The organism is Arthrobacter sp. zg-Y916, assembly GCF_020907385.1.
GTDB classification, from domain to species: domain Bacteria; phylum Actinomycetota; class Actinomycetes; order Actinomycetales; family Micrococcaceae; genus Arthrobacter_B; species Arthrobacter_B caoxuetaonis.
Map to the genome: position 1 here is coordinate 264,000 of NZ_JAJJOD010000002.1, position 15,516 is coordinate 279,515.

Below are 15,516 nucleotides of genomic sequence, written 5' to 3' on the forward strand. Positions count from 1 at the left end.
CTAAGAGTAGAAGGGCAGCTTTTCATTCGGTTCGACCCGGACGACGTCGAGACGAGGCTCGGTCAGGAGCGGATCGATCAGCGACTGCTGGGCCCCGATGCCAGCCCAATGGGGATCGACGTCTGAGGTGACGCACCAGGCCCGGTCCGAGGGCCAAATGAACGCGGGGTGCGGCATAGAGCGGTTTGTTTCTGCCTGCCACGAGTCTTCGATCGCCCCGGAGACGAAGTCCGGCAGTGAGACCCTGCACAGGTAGTACTCCCGATTTGGGACCGTCAAACGCGGCGTTCGGAGTACGGGCTCGGGAAACGAGTCACGGCCCCAACCGTCCCACATCAGCAGGTACCCTTCGTCAGGTGCGTCGGTGTGCCGCAGCAGTGTCCCGACGGCGATGCGGAGCTGATCATTGTCTGAGGGAGCGTCGGCCTGGCGTACAGCATCGTTTTCGGACTGCCCCTCGTGGACCGGATCCGGGATGAACCGCAGCCGCGCATAGGCCGGGAATCCCGGCGGGCCCAGCGTCACCAGTTTGCCCCAGTGCTCATCACTGGCCGCGATCCATTTCGCGGCCGCCAGGTCACTGCAAGGATCGAACATCGCCCCTCCATCCTTCGCGGCGCGGATCTCTGGCCGAGAGCCAGCACGCGATGTCGTTGGCGCAGTCTTCGGCGGAACGATGCGTAGTGTCGACCTCGAAGTCGTACTTCATGCCGCTGTGCACGCTCAGCGCCTGATGCCGTGCCATGCCCTGCACCCGGTCAGGGCGTCGTGCTTCCCGCGCTGCGGCAACATCGGGGTCACAGCGAACTCCCACCCATGCCACAGCCACATCGTTGAAGACGGACATGAGATGTTCCTGTCTGCTTCCGCCGGCGAGCAGGACCTCGTCGAGGATGATGTGCGCTCCGGACCCGGCCATGCTGGCCAGTCCGGTGTACCAGGTCTGTTCCAGTCTCCGGTGGGCGGGGCTGAAGGTAATGGTGCCGTCAGGCTCGTAAGTGATTCCAGCCTGTGGGCTGTCGCCCCGGCCCGGGAGTGCATCGATGAACGTGTCTACTCCGAAAGTCAGCCAGATCCCCGAAGCTAACTCCTGAAGAGCTCGTGTGATGGATGACTTCCCGGAGCTCGAGCCACCGTTCAACACCAGGATGCGGAGATCTGGATTCGATGACATTCCGTGAGTCTAATCAGAAACGCCGACGAAGCCCTGCCGGTAAGAGGGTCCCTGACGGTGTGTCTACTGCGTTTCGCCGCTTATCTCCTTGAAGTAGCGAGCAACTGGCCACCGCTCGAACCCGGACCCCTCGTAGAACTGACGGGCCGGTGAATGTCCGGGATCGTCGCCCGTTTCGACCATCACCATCCGCATACCCTTTGAGCGGGCCCGTTCGATGGAGCGCTGAACAAGGGCGCGGCCGAGTCCTTTCCCTTGGTGCACGGGGTCGACAGTAAGAACATAGACCTCACCCATGCCGTCCTCCGGATGAAGCCGCGTGCAGACCCACCCGGCGGGTGAGTTGTCGATCAGGGCAACGTCGATGTTGTCCGGCTCATCGTCGAGGATTGCTTCAAGGTCGCTGGACTGCCGGCTGCGCCAGCCATCGGGGTAGAACGACTCATAGACGAAGACGGGGACAGCTGACTTGAGCAACGGGAACACGGGTTCCCATGCCCGCAGTGAGAGGGCAAGCAGCGGCTCGCGGTGTTCGGCGGAATACGGCACGATTTCCATTCGCCAACAATAGCCAGCCGGTGAGGGCTGGGCTGGGGCCCGCACAGGTTCCCACTCCCTGTTGCTCCTGTGGCATGAGCAACCTCTGCCGCAACACCAGGAACTACGGCTGGGAGCCCGGTGTTCGAAGAGCGCCACAGGCCCACATCACCCAAGCAGCTCGACTACTTGTGGGGTTGCCGACGCACGCCCGGGCTAAGGCTCTGAGTTCCATGCCGGCGCAGCATCCTGGGCAAGCCCCCTTGCGAGAAACACTGCACTTTTGGAAACACTGCATTTTGGGTGCGGAAACGCTGCGTTCCGGGATTCCGCTGCATCCTGTGACACCGATTCGCTGCGTTTCGGGAAAAACCGGTCGTCCGGGGAAAATCCAGCCATGGCGCCGCGCAGCAAATTCCCACAGCAAACGAATCAGCCCCACACGCAGCAAAACCGAAGGGGCTCCCGAGTCACTGACTTGAGTCACGGGAACACTGGTTCCCATGCCCGCAGCTTGAGGGCCAATAGTCGCTCGCGGTCTTCGGTGGGGGATCCCTCACCGCTCTTATCGCAACCAGTAGTAGTGTGGCGCGGTATGAGGAGCCCCTTAGACGAGCAGCAACGACACGTTGTTCCGATTGTGTTGGGTGGGGTTCTGATCATCAGTGCCTATGCGTTGATCGGTGCGCTGCAGATCATCGTTTGGAACCCCATGGCGGCCGTTCCGGGTATGAGCCTCCAAGAGATCAAGACGGCTATGTCATCTGTCAACGAGCCGCTAGTGGAAACCCCGGTTTACGCATGGGCACTGGCCGGACCCGTCCTTGCTCTCACTGTCGGCACCTTTTCCATCGTGAAATTCCCTGATCTGCCATGGACGATTACCCGGTATTTCCTCATCCTCATCATGCTCGGGACGCCCACCTACTACTTTGTCTCGTTCAGTCCCGGGATGAGCCTCGCTGACGCGTTCTCCACGACAGGCGGGGATCATTCTCCTTGGAGCAGGATCCTCTATGGCATGAGCTTTCTTGCATTGATCCTCCTGCTTTTGACCCTAAGGAAGAAGGATCAAAAGCATGGAAAGGCTACCCAGCCCCTGCCTTGACACTTCAACGAGATAGCGGCGCGTAGTGCTGGGACAAATCGAGGCACAGACGGGGGGACCTCAACGTTTCGGCCGTGTCTGTGGTCAATGACGAGCGTCAACATGGCCCTCCTGCCCCTCATGCTGAAGAATAGACAGGCAAGCGGAAGGGCCCCGGAAGAGGAATTGGTCGAGGAACTGCAGGTTCCCTTGGGGCAGGCCATACAACACCCAGCCTCGTCTAGCTGAGGAGACCGGCATGTACCGCAATTTCCGTATCACCGCACCCGTGCTCACCGCCGTCGCGGGCCTGGCACTCATCACCGGATGCACTAACCCCACGCCGGAACCCCTGGAAACCGGAACCCCATCAACCAGTGCCGGAACACCGGAGAACACGACGGCCGCCCCGACAGACTCAAGCGCAGCACCTGCATCAGGCGGCTCCGGCGAGGAGATCACCCTCAGCCGCGGCGACGCACACAGAATTACGGAAGCGAACACCAGCATCAGCATTACGTGCTCGGGCGGCGGGGATATCGACGTCCAGACCAGCGGCACCAGCGTGAAGACGACCGGTCAGTGTGAAGACATCGACATCCGGGGCAATGACAACTCAGTCAGCGGCGAGGACGCGGAAAGCCTCGACATTGACGGCAACAACAACGAGGCCAACCTGATGAATGTGCCCGAAATCGATGTTGACGGGACCGAGAACACTGTCGGCGTCGAGGAGACCCGTGACATCGACGTCGAAGGGGAGAGTAACAGCATCACCTATGCCTCGGGAGATCCCATCGTCGAAACCACGGGTACAAACTCCGTTTCGGTCCGATGAACCCGGGTGCGGGCAAATAAGCTTCCGGCGGGCGATCTCGTGGCGAGGTGCGTTGCCGCAGTTGGGTGCGCTCTCTACTCGGATTGCCATGGACGAGCCTCGCCGTTCTTGTTTACGAAGCGGGCAACTCCTTGGCGGCGAGTTCTGCGGTCAGCTCCATGCAACGCAGGCGGGCAGGGGAGTAGTCGTAGGGCATCATTCCAATGGCCTCGATGAGGCCCACGCGGCTTTCCCCGCCGCCGGCGTCCTGGCAGGCCGCGTCCACACCTTCAGTGCCAGCGGGGTGCAGGGCATCCCAGGAGTCGAAAAGCTCATCGTCGCTCTGAGCCTGGCCGGAATTGTTGATGGCGGCGTCCAGCTTCAGTTCGAAGGCGTGCCGTTCGGCAGCGGCCTGCGCCACGCGGGGGTCGTCGACGGCGACCGTGTCATCGAGCGCCTCCTCGGCGGCCTCGACGCGGTCGGATTCCTCCCGCAGACCCGGGTGAGTGGCCAGGACGATATAACGGCCGGCATTGACGGCCGCACCGAGCGGCCCGAAGATCCGCTCCATGACCAGCAGGTTGTCCAGGTCCGCCTGACGCAGCGAGCCCTCGGGCAGGCCCTTGAGGCGGCCGGTGACGAATTCAGAGAGTAGCCCCAGCCGACCCTCCAAGGTGCGCATTCGCTGCACGACGGCGGCGTCGCGGCCGCTGTCGACACCAGCAGGAGCCGCGTCAGCAAAGACTTCATGGATGTCGTCCACGGCAATCCCGGCGTCGACCATCTTGTGGATCCACAGCAGCCGGATCATGTCCTCGTAGTCGTATCGGCGGTGGCCGCCGCTGCCCGGTTCGGGCTCGGGAAGCAGGCCAATCTCCTGGTAGCCAAGGATCGCTTCCGGTGTGGTGCCAACGAAATGTGCCGCGTCACCGACTTCGACCTGACGCGGCGGCAGCGGGATAAGGGACGATTCCATGGGCGTGGCCTTCCATAACCGGTCGGGACGTCGCACCTCGGCGGGCTCCATGACGGTGCGGACGGTGCAGCTTCGCAATACCCTACCGCTCCTCGACCGCGACTTTTCCCTGCACGCCCGGCGAGTCCCAGGCGCCCCTTAGCCGGTCCCCACTGCGAAACGTGCCAGGGCGGCGCGGTGAGAGACGTCCCCCTGCGGATCCCTAGCGGGCTCCAGAGTGGACACGCGTCTGCGAGTACGGCCTGACGTTGACGCTGGAGTGAGCTCGGCAGCCGGCGGCAATCATGAGGTCATACAATCGGCAGAATGAATGCTCGCAGCCTCACAGAAGACCAGTACGACAGCGCTGTTTCCCTGTGGACGGCTACCGGTCTCACACGCCCGTGGAACGATCCCATGGACGACCTACTCCGAGCGATGAGCGGTGCGACGTCGACGGTCCTTGGGTGCTCCCTGGATGGTGACTTGGTGGCCACCGCGATGGTAGGGCACGACGGGCACCGCGGCTGGGTCTACTACCTTGCGGTCGCACCGGACAGGCAGGAATCCGGATTGGGACGCATGATGATGGAGGCCTCCGAGCAATGGTTGATTGAGCGCGGTGCTGTAAAGGTGCAGCTCATGATCCGCACCAACAACAGTCCGGTTATCGGTTTCTATGACCATCTTGGATACGAGCTCTCAGACGTCCAGGTGAGGGCTAAGTGGCTGAACGCAGATTATGCCGCCAACACAGATTCAGCTGCACGCTGAAGGTCCTCAGCCGGCGCGTCCACACCCCGCCTGGCCAAGCGTCCTTCGTCACACACGCGGGCCGGAATGGGGCAGACTGTGACGCACGGCGTACCCTTGATCTGTGAAAACCTTCGAAGAGCTATTTGCCGAACTCAGTGAGAAGGCGGCGACCCGGCCTGCCGGGTCCCGCACCGTCGCCGAACTTGAGTCCGGCGTCCACGGCATCGGCAAGAAGGTAGTCGAAGAGGCCGCAGAAGTCTGGATGGCTGCCGAGTACGAGTCTGATGAAGCCGCAGCAGAGGAAATCTCCCAGCTGCTCTACCACCTGCAGGTCCTGATGCTGGCCAAAGGCCTCACCCTGCAGGACATTTACAAGCATCTCTAGCCACGTGCTGCCTTGAGTTCACCTCAGGCAGCGTGTGGCCCGCCGGCAGGCCCAGCTCCCATCTGACTTCCAGCGAAAGACATACTCCAATGCTCCGTGTAGCCGTACCCAACAAGGGTGCCCTGTCCGAATCCGCCTCCGCCATGCTCTCCGAGGCCGGATACCGCCAGCGCCGCGACAGCCGCGAACTTGTCATGGTCGATCCCGACAACGACATCGAATTCTTCTTCCTCCGCCCCCGGGACATTGCCGTCTACGTCGGCTCCGGAACGCTCGACGTCGGACTCACCGGCCGCGACCTCTTCCTGGACGCCCAGGTAGAGGCCGAAGAGCTGATGAGCCTCGGTTTCGGCGCGTCCACGTTCCGCTTCGCCGGACCGGTCGGCGACTTCACCTCCATGGCCGAACTGCAGGGCAAGCGCGTGGCAACCAGCTACGACGGACTGCTCCGCGCGTACCTCGCCGAACACGGCGTGGACGCCTCCGTGGTCCGCCTCGACGGTGCCGTCGAATCCTCCGTGCGCCTCGGCGTCGCCGACGCAATTGCCGACGTCGTTGAAACCGGAACCACGCTCCGCGCCGCCGGCATGGAAATCTTCGGTGAGCCGATCCTGAAGTCCGAGGCCGTGCTGATCGGCCGGAAGGGTGCCAACCCCGCCGGTCTCGATGTGCTCAAGCGCCGCCTCAAGGGCGTCCTGGTGGCCCGCCAGTACGTGATGATGGACTACGACGTCCGCAAGGAACTCGTCGAAGCCGCCGCCGCCCTCACGCCCGGCCTGGAATCCCCGACGGTCTCCCCGCTGCGGGACTCCGAGTGGGTGGCTGTACGCTCCATGATCAAGAAGTCGGACACCAACCGCATCATGGATGAGCTCTACGACCTCGGCGCCCGCGCCATCCTGGTCAGCACCATCCACGCCTGCCGGATCTAGGGGAGCGCCGTCATGAGCGTTGCCATCCGTGTCATTCCCTGCCTCGACGTCGACGCCGGCCGCGTGGTCAAAGGCATCAACTTCGAAGGCCTGCGCGACGCCGGTGACCCGGTGGAGCTGGCCCACCGCTACGACCGCGCCGGCGCCGACGAACTCACGTTCCTCGACGTCACTGCGTCCTCCGCGGCGCGGGAAACCGTGTTCGACGTCGTCTCCCGCACCGCCGAGGAAGTCTTCATTCCGCTGACCGTGGGCGGCGGTGTCCGCACCGTTGAGGACGTGGACCGGCTGCTGCGCTACGGCGCGGACAAGGCCTCCATCAACTCCGCAGCGGTCGCACGCCCGGACGTTATTGACGAGATCACCCGGCACTTCGGTTCCCAGGTGCTGGTGCTCTCCGTGGACGCACGCCGCACGCACGACGGTTCAACGCCGTCGGGCTTCGAAATCACCACCCACGGCGGCCGCAAGGGCACCGGAATCGACGCCGTCGCCTGGGCGAAGGAAGCAGCTGACCGCGGGGTGGGGGAGATCCTGCTCAACTCGATCGACGCCGACGGCACCCGTGACGGGTTCGACCTGGAAATGATCCGCGCCGTCCGCGCTGCCGTGAACGTGCCGTTGATCGCCTCCGGTGGCGCCGGTGTACCGGAGCATTTCCCGCCGGCTATCGCTGCCGGTGCGGATGCTGTCCTCGCCGCATCGATCTTCCACTTCGGACCGGACAACGCGATCGCGGACGTCAAGAAGGCTATTGCGGACGCGGGTTACCCCGTCCGGTAATCAGCCAGAACCTCCGCGAAAGACCGGAACGCTTCATCGGCCGGGTGAGCACCGGGCACGTTCGATTCGTTCATGAACGCCACAATCGTTGCGCCGCTGGCCGGATCGTGGAACGCGGCGGAGGTGAAGCCGATGCCTTCGCCGTTGTGTCCCCACCAGCCGCGTGTCTCACCGATGCCGAGGGCGTACTGGTCGTAGGGCGGACCGGTCTTTAGCGGCGCGCCTGCCAGGCGTTCCTCCTGGGTATCCGCGTCCAGCAGGGCACCGGTGGCCAGGGCCTCCGCCCACACCCGGGTGTCCTCGAGCGTGGAGAACAGCGACCCGGCTGCGGCGAAGATGGACGGGTTCTCCACCTGTGGTTCCGGCACGCCGTCCTGTGCGATGTAACCGGTGGGATGAGGCTGCCCCCAGTCCGCGGCGTCCGTGAGGTAGGTGGTGCCGCTGAGCTGCAGGGGCTCGAGGACGTGTTCGCTGAGCACTTCGCTGTAAGGCTGGCCGGTGACCTTCTCGATCACGGCGCCAATCAGGTTGGTATTGGCATTGGTGTAGGCACGCTGCGTGCCCGGTTCGAACTGCGCCGGCTCACCGAGCACAAAGCCGTTCAGCTCCGCCAGGGTGAATATCCGTGCCGGGTTCTGCCCATATTCAGCAGCAAATTCTGCCCCCGTGTAGTCGGCATTACCGCTGGACATCGCCGCGAGCTGCCGCAGGGTAATCCGGTCACCGTTGGTCACTCCGTCCACGTACTGGCCGGCGGCGTCGTCGAGGTCCACCAGTCCCTGGTCGGCGAGCTGGAGCAGCAGGGTCACGGTGTAGGACTTGGTGATGCTGCGCAGCGGCCACGCCATGCCGGGGGAGACCGGCACCGCGCCGGCGACGTCGGCTGTTCCGGAAGCCGCCTGCCAAGTTCCCTCACCCGGGACCCAGACTCCGGCAGCCGCACCCGGCACGCCGTAACGCTGCATGACCTGGGCAAGTTGGTCCTGCAGCGCGCTCTGCATCTTGTGCGGCAATTCGTCCTGCGCCGAAACTCCAGGGGACGGGGAGGAGAAGGGAGAAGTCACTGAGTCCCGGGCAGCGTCAGGCGGGGAACAGGAAACAACCAGTAGCGCGGCGGCCAAGGACGCGGCCGCCAGCCGCACGGAACGAGCAAAGACGCAGTTCCTGCCCATGTGAATCTCCGAAGCCAGCGGTCAGTGCGCGGACTTCCAGCGTGGCATTTCCCGGGGTCCCGGGCAACGAAAAAGGGCCCGGCGCATAAGCCGGACCCTGTATTCGGAAAGGGTTTACAGCCCGATCTCGGCGCTCTCAAGCAGCGCGACGGCGTCGGGCTGGCCTTCGAACATGACCAGGGCCTGCTGGTTGCGGCCGTGGGCGTGCAGGAGCAGCTCGCAGGGCTCGCCGACGATCGCCACGGACACGGCTGCCCGCTTGGCTACGTGCCGGGGTCCGTCAGGACGCACCAGGACAATGCCGACGTCGACGCCGCGGTAGAGCAGCGCCGCTCGCTTCAGCAGCTCGGACCACAGGGCTTCGGAGTATTCGGCATCCAGGGCCCGCGGAGCCCAGCGGTCACCGGCACGGCGGATGTCCTCGGTGTGCACGAAGTACTCCACCAGGTTGGCGGAGTTGTCCACCGACTTGATCTTCATGGGGGAGAGCAGCGGAGGGCCGGACCGGAAGGACTTGACCAGCTTGGCGTAGCCCTCGGAGGTGGAGGCCTTGCTGACCAGCGCGTCCATGGCTTTGGCCGTCCGTGCGGCGAACGGCTTCACAAAGAAACCGAGGGCGGAGGCCGGACGGTGTTCGCGCAGGTAAAGGTGCGCAGCCAGGTGGCGGGTCTCCCACCCCTCGCAGAGCGTGGGCGCGTGGGGACCGGCCGCGAGCAGTGTTTCGGCCAGGACTTCACGGGAGGGTTCTACGAATTGCATCACTGCTGAAACTAGCACGGAACACCCCGCTTTGCCCGCCACGCGGGGCCGATCGGCCCCGGTGCGGCCAAACACACTAGAATCGATACCGATGGCAAGCGACCCAACCCCTCAGACCATTCCGGCCTCCAACCTGGACCCCGGAATCGCGGCGACCCTTAAGCGTGACGACGCCGGACTGGTGGCAGCAGTGATCCAGCAGCACGATACCGGCGAGGTACTCATGCTTGGCTGGATGGATGACGAAGCACTCCACCGCACTTTGACCACCGGACGGGTGACGTTCTGGTCCCGCTCCCGGGAGGAATACTGGCGCAAGGGCGACACGTCCGGCCACGTCCAATACGTCAAATCCGTGGCGCTGGACTGCGACGGCGATGCGCTGCTGGTCCGCGTGGACCAAATCGGCGCCGCCTGCCATACCGGCACCCGGACCTGCTTCGAGGGCCGCGCCCTGCCCGTGTCCGCCTAGCCGAACACCCTCCAACCCGAAAGCCCAAATACATGCAGGATCTAGGTGTTATCTCTCCCTCCCTGGAGGAATTCCGTGCTGTCGCCGCGGACCGCCGGGTTGTCCCGGTCCGGCTGAAGGTCCTGGCCGACGCCCACACTCCCATCGGCATCTACCGCAAGCTCACCGGCGGGGAAGCAGGCACCTTCCTCATGGAGTCGGCCGCGACCGGAGGAGTGTGGTCCCGGTACTCCTTCATTGGCGCCCGTTCCCGTGCCACGCTGACCACGCGGGAGGGCGAGGCCTGCTGGCTCGGCAAGCCGCCGGCAGGTGTTCCCCTGGACGGCAACCCGGTCGAGGCCATGGCCGCAACGCTGCAGTTGCTGGCCACCGACCGCTTCGACGGACTGCCGCCGTTCACCTCCGGCCTGGTCGGATTTGTCGGGTGGGAGTCGGTGCGGCACTGGGAAAAGCTCCCGTCGCCCCCGGTCGACGACCTGGACCTGCCCGAGATTGCCATGAACCTTGTCTCGGACATGGCCATCCACGACAACTCCGACGGCACGGTGCTCCTGGTGGCCAACGCCATCAACTTCGACGGCTCCGATGAACGCGTGGATGACGCCTGGCACGACGCCGTGGCCCGGTTGCACAGCATGCTGGACAAGCTGGCGGCCCAGGCACCCCAGGCCGTCACCGTGCTCCGCGGCGGCTCCGTGGACGTTTCCACCCTGACCGCCGGCGTGAAGGAAAGCTGGCCCAAGCCGGATTACCTGCGTGCCGTGGAACGCGGCAAGGAAGCAATTGTCGACGGCGACGTCTTCCAGGTGGTCATCTCCCGGCGCTTCGAAATGGAATGCCGGGCCGAGGCCCTGGATGTCTACCGGGTGCTGCGCAACACCAACCCGAGCCCCTACATGTACCTGTTCAACTTCGAGGACTGCAGCGGCAACCCGTTCGCCGTCGTCGGCTCCTCCCCGGAAGCGCTGGTTACGGTAACCGGAAGCGAAGTCATCACGCATCCGATTGCCGGCTCGCGTCCCCGCGGCAAGACGCAGGAACTGGACCGGGTGCTGTCCGAGGAACTCCTGGCGGATGAGAAGGAACGGGCCGAACACCTGATGCTGGTGGACCTGGCCCGCAACGACCTCTCCAAGGTCTGCCTGCCCGGCAGCGTGGATGTCACGCAGTTCATGGAAGTCGAGCGTTTCAGCCACATCATGCATCTGGTTTCAACCGTGGTGGGGGAACTGGCCCCGGACAGGACGCCGTATGACGTGCTGTCCGCGACGTTCCCGGCCGGGACACTCTCCGGCGCGCCCAAGCCGCGTGCCCTGAGCCTGCTCGACGAACTGGAACCGCACCGCCGCGGCATCTACGGCGGCGTCGTGGGCTACCTCGACTTCGCCGGGGACATGGACATGGCCATCGCCATCCGCTCTGCCCTGCTGCGTGAGGGCAAGGCCTACGTTCAGGCCGGCGGCGGGATCGTCGCCGATTCGGACCTGGAGGCTGAAGCGCAGGAAACAGTGAACAAGGCCGCGGCGCCGCTGCGAGCGGCGCTGATTGCCGACGGACTGGAACCGGTCACGCCCGCCGTGGGCGCGAGGATCTTCAACAGTCAGGAAACGAGCAAGTGAGTTCAGAAACGGCAGCGGCGCGCTGGCGGCGCAAGTCCACCGTCGTACTGGTGACCGTGCTGCTGGCAGCAGCCGCGTTCGGCACCACCACACGGACCTGGCTCGACGTCGTCCTCCCGCAGGCAGCAGTGGAGACCCCGAACATTGCCGTCGCCGGAAGCGAAGCCGCAACCGCGGTGACGGCTTTCGCCGTCGTCGCAGTGGCGGCCGCCCTGGCTGCCTCGATCGCCGGCAAGATCGCCCGGTGGGTCATCTCGGGAGTGCTCGTGGTGGCCGGCTTCGGCGTGGCCTATGCCAGCGCCGCAGTCATCAAGGATCCGCAGCAGGGTGCCGCCGGGGCGGTGGGCAAGGCAGTCGGTGTCAGCGGTGCAGCCGGGGCAGACGTAACGCTCACGGTCATGCCGTACCTGGCTGTAGCAGCCGGAGGGCTGATTGTGCTCGCCGGCATCTGGCTGGCAATCGCCGCCAGGTCCTGGGCAGCGTCCCGGAAGTATGCCGCGCAGCCCGCCACGGGCGCAGCATCCAAGGGCGAATCCACGCAGCCGCCGATCGATGAAATCGACAGCTGGGACCGCCTGACCAAGGGCGAAGACCCCACGAATTACCGGTAGGCAGCTTCGCGGCCGCCGCACACGCCCCGCAACAAGTAAGAGACTTCCTGCCAGCTAATGGCAGAATGGAACCCAGACCCGTTTACGAGGAGATTCACCATGAGCACAAACGCCATTGACCAGCAGGACACCAAGCCCGAGAACGCTGCCGAGGTCCACGCCAGCATCCACGACGAGACCATTGGACACGGCAACACCCCGGCAGCCTGGACCTGCGTGCTGATCATGATTGCAGGTGCCCTGGTTTCCAGCATCGGCTTCGTGATCGCCAGCATGCTGGTCTTCATCGCCGGCCTGGTCGTGGTGGCCCTCGGCCTGGTCGTCGGCTGGATCATGCGCAAAGCCGGCTACGGCGTCGGCGGTTCAAAGCTGAAGAACAACGGTCACTAAGTGAGCGTTCTCGACGACATCATTGCCGGTGTCCGTGAGGACATGGCCCAGCGTCAGCGGGAGCTGCCGCTGGAAAAGGTGCAGGAGCGCGCCGCCCAGGCCGCTCCTGCCCTTGATGCGTTCGATGCGCTGGGCGGCAACGACAACCCCCGCGGCACCCTCCGGGTGATCTCCGAGGTGAAGCGTTCCAGCCCCTCCAAGGGTGCCCTGGCCGAGATCACCGACCCGGCAGCCCTGGCGGTGCGCTACGAAGACGGCGGAGCTGCCGTGATCAGCGTGCTCACGGAGCAGCGCCGGTTCAATGGATCCCTGGCAGACTTCGACGCCGTCCGGGAGGCAGTGCGGATCCCGCTGCTGCGCAAGGACTTCACCGTCGATGAATACCAGATCTGGGAAGCCCGCGCGCACGGCGCCGACCTGGTGCTGCTGATCGTGGCGGCACTGGATGACGAGCAGCTGCGCACCTTCCTTGACCTGACCCACGAACTGGGCATGAACGCCCTGGTCGAGACGCACACCGCCGAGGAAATCGAGCGCGCCGCAGCCGTGGGCGCCCGGATCATCGGTGTGAACGTGCGGAACCTGAAGACCCTTGAGGTTGACCGTTCAGTCTTCGCCGCACTTTCGGAGTCCATTCCCGCAGGCGCGGTAGTGATCGCCGAATCCGGCGTAAGGAACACCGCTGACGTCGAGCACTTCGCAGCCAACGGCGCCAACGCCGTGCTTGTCGGTGAAGCGCTGGTCAAACACAACGACCCCGCGGCCACCATCGCGGAATTCATGCAGGCAGGAGCCGCGGCCATCGCCGGACGGCTGCAGGCCAGCGAACGCTAGGACATAACTTTCGACGCACCCTTCCGGCCACTGCCCGCAGCGGCCCGGACCAAAGCAGGACAGGACAGGCTCCATGACCGGGACCCCCGAGAACAGCACGGCCGCCAGCACGGCAGGCCCAGGCGAGACGGTGACGGACGAGGTGACTGACAGCTTCCTCACCGGAGCTGATTCCCTGCGCCACGCGGCCGGACCCTACTTCGGCGAGTACGGCGGCCGATGGATGCCCGAGTCCCTGATCGCGGCCCTGGACGAGCTGACCGACACGTTCGAGAAGGCCAAGGCCGACCCTGACTTCACCGCCCAGATCGCCGACCTGAACCGCAACTACTCGGGCCGCCCGTCCCTGTTGACCGAGGCCAAGCGGTTCGCCGAGCACGCCGGCGGCGTCCGGATCTTCCTCAAGCGGGAGGACCTGAACCACACCGGTTCCCACAAGATCAACAACGTGCTGGGCCAGGCGCTGCTTGCCAAGCGCATGGGAAAGACCCGCATCATCGCCGAAACCGGTGCCGGCCAGCACGGAGTGGCCAGTGCGACTGCTGCCGCCCTGCTCGGACTGGAATGCGTTGTGTACATGGGGGCGGAAGACTGCCGCCGCCAGGCCCTGAACGTTGCCCGCATGGAACTGCTGGGTGCCAAGGTCATTCCCGTGACCAACGGCTCCCAGACCCTGAAGGACGCCATTAACGAAGCGCTGCGCGACTGGGTCGCCAACGTTTCCACCACCCATTACCTGCTGGGCACGGCTGCCGGAGCGCACCCGTTCCCCGCACTGGTCCGCTACTTCCACGAGGTGATCGGCGAAGAGGCCAGGGGACAGATCCTGGAGCAGACCGGCAAGCTTCCCGACGCTGTCTGCGCCTGTGTGGGCGGGGGATCCAACGCGATCGGCATCTTCCACGGTTTCCTCGACGACCCGTCGGTAGCGATTTACGGCTTCGAAGCCGGCGGCGACGGCGTCGACACGCCGCGGCACGCCGCGACCATCACCCTGGGCCGTCCGGGCGTGCTGCACGGCGCCCGCACGTACCTGATGCAGGACGAAGACGGCCAGACGATCGAGTCGCACTCCATCTCCGCTGGCCTGGACTACCCCGGCGTCGGCCCCGAACACGCCTACCTGGCGGACATCGGACGGGTTTCCTACGAACCCATCACCGACGCCGAGGCCATGGACGCCTTCAAGCTGCTCTGCCGGACCGAAGGCATCATCCCTGCCATCGAGTCCAGCCATGCCCTGGCCGGTGCCATCAAGGTGGGCCAGCGCCTGGCTGCCGAAGCCGGTCCGGAAGGAGATCCGTCCGAAAAGATCGTGATGGTCAACCTCTCCGGCCGCGGCGACAAGGACGTAGCGACCGCCGCTGAATGGTTTAACCTGCTGGACGAGAAGTCAGCTGAAGCCGAGATCGGCAAAGAAGGAGAACAGCTGTGAGCGTCTCGACCGCAAGCAAGTCCGCCGCCGCAATCGACCGGGCACGGGCTGACGGCCGTGCCGCGCTGGTCGGGTACCTGCCCGCAGGATTCCCCTCCGTGCAGGACACCATCGCCGCCGGCATCGAGCTGGCCCGGAACGGTGCGGACCTGATCGAAATCGGCATCCCGTACTCGGACCCCGTCATGGACGGATCCGTTATCCAGGCCGCCACCAGCCAGGCCCTCGAAGCCGGCTTCCGCGTGCAGCAGGTGTTCGACGTCGTTGCCGGCATCACCGCCGAGACCGATGCCGCCGTGCTGGTCATGACCTACTGGAACCCCGTCATGCGCCTGGGTGTGGACGAATTCTCCCGCCGCCTGGCCGAAGCCGGGGGAGCGGGCCTGATTACCCCGGACCTCATCCCGGATGAAGCCTCCGAATGGATGGCTGCCTCGGATAAGTACGGGCTGGACAGGGTCTTCCTGGTCGCGCCGTCCTCCACCACCGAACGCATGAAGTCCACGGTGCAGGCCAGCCGCGGCTTCGTCTACGCCGTCTCCATCATGGGTGTCACCGGCACCCGCAGCCAGGTCTCCGACGCCGCCGAGGGCGTGGTGAGCGCGGCACGCGCCGCCGGCGCGGAACGTGTGTGCGTCGGACTGGGTGTGTCCACCGCTGAGCATGTACGCGAAATCGGCTCCTACGCCGACGGCGTGATCGTGGGCACCGCGCTGGTGGCCGCCCTGCGCGACGGGGGCCCGGCCGCCGTCGGCGCCCTGACCAGCGAACTGAGTTCCGGAACCCGAAAGAGCTAAC

General features: G+C 65.1%; 19 protein-coding genes. 13 read left to right on the forward strand and 6 right to left on the reverse strand.

The window, feature by feature from the left end:
- The 3 genes from LOC59_RS06545 to LOC59_RS06555 form a co-directional block, all read right to left on the reverse strand.
- Nucleotides 1-597: a hypothetical protein gene (locus LOC59_RS06545; RefSeq protein WP_227896884.1), complete on the reverse strand. Its 597-nt coding sequence runs from the start codon at nucleotides 595-597 to the stop codon at nucleotides 1-3.
- Complete coding sequence (locus LOC59_RS06550; RefSeq protein WP_229971090.1) at nucleotides 578-1,174, reverse strand: chloramphenicol phosphotransferase CPT family protein; 597 nt, start codon at nucleotides 1,172-1,174, stop codon at nucleotides 578-580. Before LOC59_RS06550 ends, LOC59_RS06545 begins: the two co-directional genes overlap by 20 nt.
- A 63-nt stretch (nucleotides 1,175-1,237) precedes the next feature.
- On the reverse strand, nucleotides 1,238-1,732 hold the full coding sequence (locus tag LOC59_RS06555) for a GNAT family N-acetyltransferase (RefSeq protein ID WP_229971091.1): 495 nt from the start codon (nucleotides 1,730-1,732) through the stop codon (nucleotides 1,238-1,240).
- Nucleotides 1,733-2,306: 574 nt separating this feature from the next.
- Between LOC59_RS06555 and LOC59_RS06560 the strand changes: the two genes are divergently transcribed.
- Nucleotides 2,307-2,819: a hypothetical protein gene (locus LOC59_RS06560; protein WP_229971093.1), complete on the forward strand. Its 513-nt coding sequence runs from the start codon at nucleotides 2,307-2,309 to the stop codon at nucleotides 2,817-2,819.
- A gap of 238 nt (nucleotides 2,820-3,057) precedes the next feature.
- Nucleotides 3,058-3,636 carry a DUF3060 domain-containing protein gene (locus LOC59_RS06565; protein WP_227917115.1) on the forward strand — a complete coding sequence of 193 codons (579 nt, stop codon included), beginning with the start codon at nucleotides 3,058-3,060 and terminating at the stop codon, nucleotides 3,634-3,636.
- 112 nt (nucleotides 3,637-3,748) lie between these two features.
- On the opposite strand, the gene LOC59_RS06570 is transcribed toward LOC59_RS06565, so the two are convergent.
- On the reverse strand, nucleotides 3,749-4,591 hold the full coding sequence (locus LOC59_RS06570) for a MerR family transcriptional regulator (protein WP_229971095.1): 843 nt from the start codon (nucleotides 4,589-4,591) through the stop codon (nucleotides 3,749-3,751).
- A 306-nt stretch (nucleotides 4,592-4,897) separates the two neighbouring features.
- Here LOC59_RS06570 and LOC59_RS06575 point away from each other — a divergent pair, with 306 nt between their 5' ends.
- The 4 genes from LOC59_RS06575 (at nucleotide 4,898) to hisF (ending at nucleotide 7,426) form a co-directional block, all read left to right on the forward strand.
- The gene (locus tag LOC59_RS06575; RefSeq protein ID WP_229971097.1) at nucleotides 4,898-5,344 is read left to right on the forward strand and encodes a GNAT family acetyltransferase; all 447 of its coding nucleotides are present in this window, start codon (nucleotides 4,898-4,900) and stop codon (nucleotides 5,342-5,344) included.
- Nucleotides 5,345-5,447: 103 nt separating this feature from the next.
- Nucleotides 5,448-5,711, forward strand: coding sequence for a phosphoribosyl-ATP diphosphatase (locus LOC59_RS06580; RefSeq protein WP_066298286.1), 264 nt, complete (start codon nucleotides 5,448-5,450; stop codon nucleotides 5,709-5,711).
- 89 nt (nucleotides 5,712-5,800) lie between these two features.
- Nucleotides 5,801-6,643 carry an ATP phosphoribosyltransferase gene (hisG, locus tag LOC59_RS06585; protein ID WP_229971099.1) on the forward strand — a complete coding sequence of 281 codons (843 nt, stop codon included), beginning with the start codon at nucleotides 5,801-5,803 and terminating at the stop codon, nucleotides 6,641-6,643.
- A gap of 12 nt (nucleotides 6,644-6,655) precedes the next feature.
- The gene (gene hisF, locus LOC59_RS06590) at nucleotides 6,656-7,426 is read left to right on the forward strand and encodes an imidazole glycerol phosphate synthase subunit HisF (RefSeq protein WP_229971101.1); all 771 of its coding nucleotides are present in this window, start codon (nucleotides 6,656-6,658) and stop codon (nucleotides 7,424-7,426) included.
- On the opposite strand, the gene LOC59_RS06595 is transcribed toward hisF, so the two are convergent.
- Nucleotides 7,411-8,427 (reverse strand): serine hydrolase domain-containing protein, encoded by a 1,017-nt coding sequence (locus tag LOC59_RS06595; protein WP_229971102.1) that lies wholly within the window; start codon nucleotides 8,425-8,427, stop codon nucleotides 7,411-7,413. The two genes, hisF and LOC59_RS06595, sit on opposite strands and share 16 nt — an antisense overlap.
- Nucleotides 8,428-8,712: 285 nt before the next feature.
- Nucleotides 8,713-9,357, reverse strand: a complete 645-nt coding sequence (locus tag LOC59_RS06600) for a TIGR03085 family metal-binding protein (RefSeq protein ID WP_229971104.1) — start codon at nucleotides 9,355-9,357, stop codon at nucleotides 8,713-8,715.
- Nucleotides 9,358-9,448: 91 nt separating this feature from the next.
- Here LOC59_RS06600 and hisI point away from each other — a divergent pair, with 91 nt between their 5' ends.
- The 7 genes from hisI (at nucleotide 9,449) to trpA (ending at nucleotide 15,515) form a co-directional block, all read left to right on the forward strand.
- Nucleotides 9,449-9,829: a phosphoribosyl-AMP cyclohydrolase gene (hisI, locus tag LOC59_RS06605; RefSeq protein ID WP_227917108.1), complete on the forward strand. Its 381-nt coding sequence runs from the start codon at nucleotides 9,449-9,451 to the stop codon at nucleotides 9,827-9,829.
- 32 nt (nucleotides 9,830-9,861) lie between these two features.
- Nucleotides 9,862-11,448 carry an anthranilate synthase component I gene (locus tag LOC59_RS06610; protein WP_229971106.1) on the forward strand — a complete coding sequence of 529 codons (1,587 nt, stop codon included), beginning with the start codon at nucleotides 9,862-9,864 and terminating at the stop codon, nucleotides 11,446-11,448.
- Complete coding sequence (locus LOC59_RS06615; RefSeq protein WP_229971108.1) at nucleotides 11,445-12,059, forward strand: Trp biosynthesis-associated membrane protein; 615 nt, start codon at nucleotides 11,445-11,447, stop codon at nucleotides 12,057-12,059. Before LOC59_RS06610 ends, LOC59_RS06615 begins: the two co-directional genes overlap by 4 nt.
- 99 nt (nucleotides 12,060-12,158) lie before the next feature.
- Nucleotides 12,159-12,449 carry an HGxxPAAW family protein gene (locus LOC59_RS06620; protein ID WP_227896870.1) on the forward strand — a complete coding sequence of 97 codons (291 nt, stop codon included), beginning with the start codon at nucleotides 12,159-12,161 and terminating at the stop codon, nucleotides 12,447-12,449.
- Nucleotides 12,450-13,283 (forward strand): indole-3-glycerol phosphate synthase TrpC, encoded by an 834-nt coding sequence (trpC, locus tag LOC59_RS06625; protein ID WP_227896869.1) that lies wholly within the window; start codon nucleotides 12,450-12,452, stop codon nucleotides 13,281-13,283.
- Between the two features lie 73 nt (nucleotides 13,284-13,356).
- Nucleotides 13,357-14,718, forward strand: a complete 1,362-nt coding sequence (gene trpB, locus LOC59_RS06630; protein ID WP_229971110.1) for a tryptophan synthase subunit beta — start codon at nucleotides 13,357-13,359, stop codon at nucleotides 14,716-14,718.
- Complete coding sequence (trpA, locus tag LOC59_RS06635) at nucleotides 14,715-15,515, forward strand: tryptophan synthase subunit alpha (RefSeq protein ID WP_229971112.1); 801 nt, start codon at nucleotides 14,715-14,717, stop codon at nucleotides 15,513-15,515. The genes trpB and trpA overlap by 4 nt, the downstream gene beginning before the upstream one ends.
- Nucleotide 15,516 lies beyond the last annotated feature (1 nt).

What these genes read in the sequence shown, in the direction of transcription:
- LOC59_RS06555 (WP_229971091.1), bottom strand. Translation starts at nt 1,732, where the DNA reads ATGGAAATCGTGCCGTATTCCGCCGAACACCGCGAGCCGCTGCTTGCC.
- LOC59_RS06565 (WP_227917115.1), top strand. Translation starts at nt 3,058, where the DNA reads ATGTACCGCAATTTCCGTATCACCGCACCCGTGCTCACCGCCGTCGCG.
- hisF (WP_229971101.1), top strand. Translation starts at nt 6,656, where the DNA reads ATGAGCGTTGCCATCCGTGTCATTCCCTGCCTCGACGTCGACGCCGGC.
- LOC59_RS06620 (WP_227896870.1), top strand. Translation starts at nt 12,159, where the DNA reads ATGAGCACAAACGCCATTGACCAGCAGGACACCAAGCCCGAGAACGCT.
- LOC59_RS06545 (WP_227896884.1), bottom strand. Translation starts at nt 597, where the DNA reads ATGTTCGATCCTTGCAGTGACCTGGCGGCCGCGAAATGGATCGCGGCC.
- LOC59_RS06570 (WP_229971095.1), bottom strand. Translation starts at nt 4,591, where the DNA reads ATGGAATCGTCCCTTATCCCGCTGCCGCCGCGTCAGGTCGAAGTCGGT.
- LOC59_RS06560 (WP_229971093.1), top strand. Translation starts at nt 2,307, where the DNA reads ATGAGGAGCCCCTTAGACGAGCAGCAACGACACGTTGTTCCGATTGTG.
- hisI (WP_227917108.1), top strand. Translation starts at nt 9,449, where the DNA reads ATGGCAAGCGACCCAACCCCTCAGACCATTCCGGCCTCCAACCTGGAC.
- trpB (WP_229971110.1), top strand. Translation starts at nt 13,357, where the DNA reads ATGACCGGGACCCCCGAGAACAGCACGGCCGCCAGCACGGCAGGCCCA.
- LOC59_RS06610 (WP_229971106.1), top strand. Translation starts at nt 9,862, where the DNA reads ATGCAGGATCTAGGTGTTATCTCTCCCTCCCTGGAGGAATTCCGTGCT.
- LOC59_RS06550 (WP_229971090.1), bottom strand. Translation starts at nt 1,174, where the DNA reads ATGTCATCGAATCCAGATCTCCGCATCCTGGTGTTGAACGGTGGCTCG.
- hisG (WP_229971099.1), top strand. Translation starts at nt 5,801, where the DNA reads ATGCTCCGTGTAGCCGTACCCAACAAGGGTGCCCTGTCCGAATCCGCC.
- LOC59_RS06600 (WP_229971104.1), bottom strand. Translation starts at nt 9,357, where the DNA reads ATGCAATTCGTAGAACCCTCCCGTGAAGTCCTGGCCGAAACACTGCTC.
- LOC59_RS06595 (WP_229971102.1), bottom strand. Translation starts at nt 8,427, where the DNA reads ATGCAGAGCGCGCTGCAGGACCAACTTGCCCAGGTCATGCAGCGTTAC.
- LOC59_RS06575 (WP_229971097.1), top strand. Translation starts at nt 4,898, where the DNA reads ATGAATGCTCGCAGCCTCACAGAAGACCAGTACGACAGCGCTGTTTCC.